A 1,861-nucleotide genomic window follows, 5' to 3' on the forward strand; every position below is an offset into this window, starting at 1 on the left:
CGTAGGGCCATGAAAAAAAGCATTCAGACACTCACTGGGTGTATGCCCGTTATCCTTTGCTACAAAGCTGGATATGTAACTCCTATCAAAATATTTTGGTAGTGTGTGCTGCAAGAGGTTAATACCGTTTGAAAGCCTGGGAAGTTCATAGTGCATATAATCCTCATCATAAAAAACACCCAGACGTTTTCTTACTTCCTGCACATTTGGCGAACGAGAAGCATTGAAGATTGTCGTGACCAAGCCATTGCCAAATTGGGTAAAACTTACGTTCATTGACGGAACTTGATTATTAAAGCTTGTCATGACTGAGCTCCGCTTTTGGTATGATGTGTTAAGCTGCTGGAGCCAACCAATCGTTTTATTGGCAAATTGTTCATCCATGGGCTTATTACTGTCACTTACCGGGAAGGGTTTGTAAGAGGGCGTTATCGTGCCTAAAGATTTGAAATGAACTGCCAGAATAGCATTGTCAGCTCGTAAGACAGAGGCATCAGAGGACGGATGACATTGTTTTGAACCTTGTGCAGACAGGACAGTACCGCCAGCGTCAGTACCAGAATCTTCAATTGTTCTTTCCCTCAGGCTCTGCGTCTGCCCGCTTGAATCCACCCTTTCTTTCAGGTTGTCAGCGACGCTCATCTCAGCAACAATATCTGATGGCGAGGGCTTTACACTTCTTGAGGTGGAACCTGAAGAAATGGGAGGGGGGTTATTTTCAGCCGTTATTTTAGAAGATTCAGTCTCTGTTTTTCCGGATTGGAAAGGTAGACCAAACAGATAGCTGGTGGCTAAATTATTTACATTATCCATAACTAATCGTCCTTTATTAATTTGTATCTGCTGTTAATACCGTCCTACTGATTAGCTCATTTGCTTGGCAAATTTAATGCTTCATGACAGTGCTTCAGGCCATCTCAAGAGAAGGGGGAAATTATCCGAACCTTGTACTATCGCTCTATTATTTGGACAGAAAGGAAATGATTTAGTTCACTGCTAAATGGGGGGGCTCAAGTCAGGAGTTTGAACCGTAATCTACCAGATTGCGTATTTGAAGCTGATTGTTAGACGAGGTCCTTTTTGATCTCTAATTAAAAGGTCTTTCGACCTTCTGCAGAGCCGGCTGCTTGCTGGCTCTGGTCTATGAGGCCTCGGCGCCTTACCTTTCGATGTAAAAGCAATTCTGCGAGCCAAGCCCCTGGTCAAACCTGCAGTCCAGATTCCGAAAAGTCCCGGAACATATGCTTGAGTCGGTCATCAATACGGAGCCTCTCGTTTTCAACATTGGGGTTTTTTTCTAAATAATTCCGTACAAATTTTAACAATAATTTGCGGTCTTTGGTTTTAACCACCAGCTTTAAGCCTTCATCGTGTACTCTCTGAACAATATTCATGAGCTGCTCAATATTAGCGTTACCAATAGCAACATCACACTCCATAAAAACAGCCTGATGCTGTGTTCTGGATAAATCGCTGAGAAAGAAATCGGGGCTTAATTTTTTTGGGAGTCCGGGCAAAAGAGGTGAACCCACCCGGCGGATCTGTTCTGCCGGAATACTGAATATTCTGGCCATTTCGTCTATCGATACAGGGTGCTCAGTGATCACTGCTGCCGCCTTGCAACCTTGATACTGACCCAACTGCGATAGTGCATCAGCAGCCTGAACTTCAGGGCTGTGCCACCATTGGGTACGGCGACTGTCTCCCTGCAAATCGCTCAGGTAAAGAAAGTTATGGGCTTCCCTGGTTAAGGGATCAATAACTTCAGGGGTTGCATCTTTGACAGGAATATGACGATTTGAACTGACCATGATGGCTTTGTTATCAGTCATCACATGTTCCATTGTTTTTGCCAGAAGTT

2 protein-coding genes are annotated in these 1,861 nt (G+C 44.1%); both read right to left on the reverse strand.

Features of this window, described 5'->3' with window-relative positions:
* Positions 1 to 813, reverse strand: an 813-nt coding sequence (locus tag KDK17_RS01500; RefSeq protein WP_257287187.1) for a hypothetical protein, incomplete at its 3' end; no start/stop codon positions are given.
* 389 nt (positions 814 to 1,202) lie between these two features.
* Positions 1,203 to 1,861: hypothetical protein (locus tag KDK17_RS01505; RefSeq protein ID WP_257287188.1), on the reverse strand; the 659-nt coding region annotated here is incomplete at its 5' end.

Origin of the sequence: Endozoicomonas sp. SESOKO2 (assembly GCF_024606245.1) — a bacterium.
Taxonomy (GTDB): Bacteria; Pseudomonadota; Gammaproteobacteria; order Pseudomonadales; family Endozoicomonadaceae; genus Endozoicomonas_A.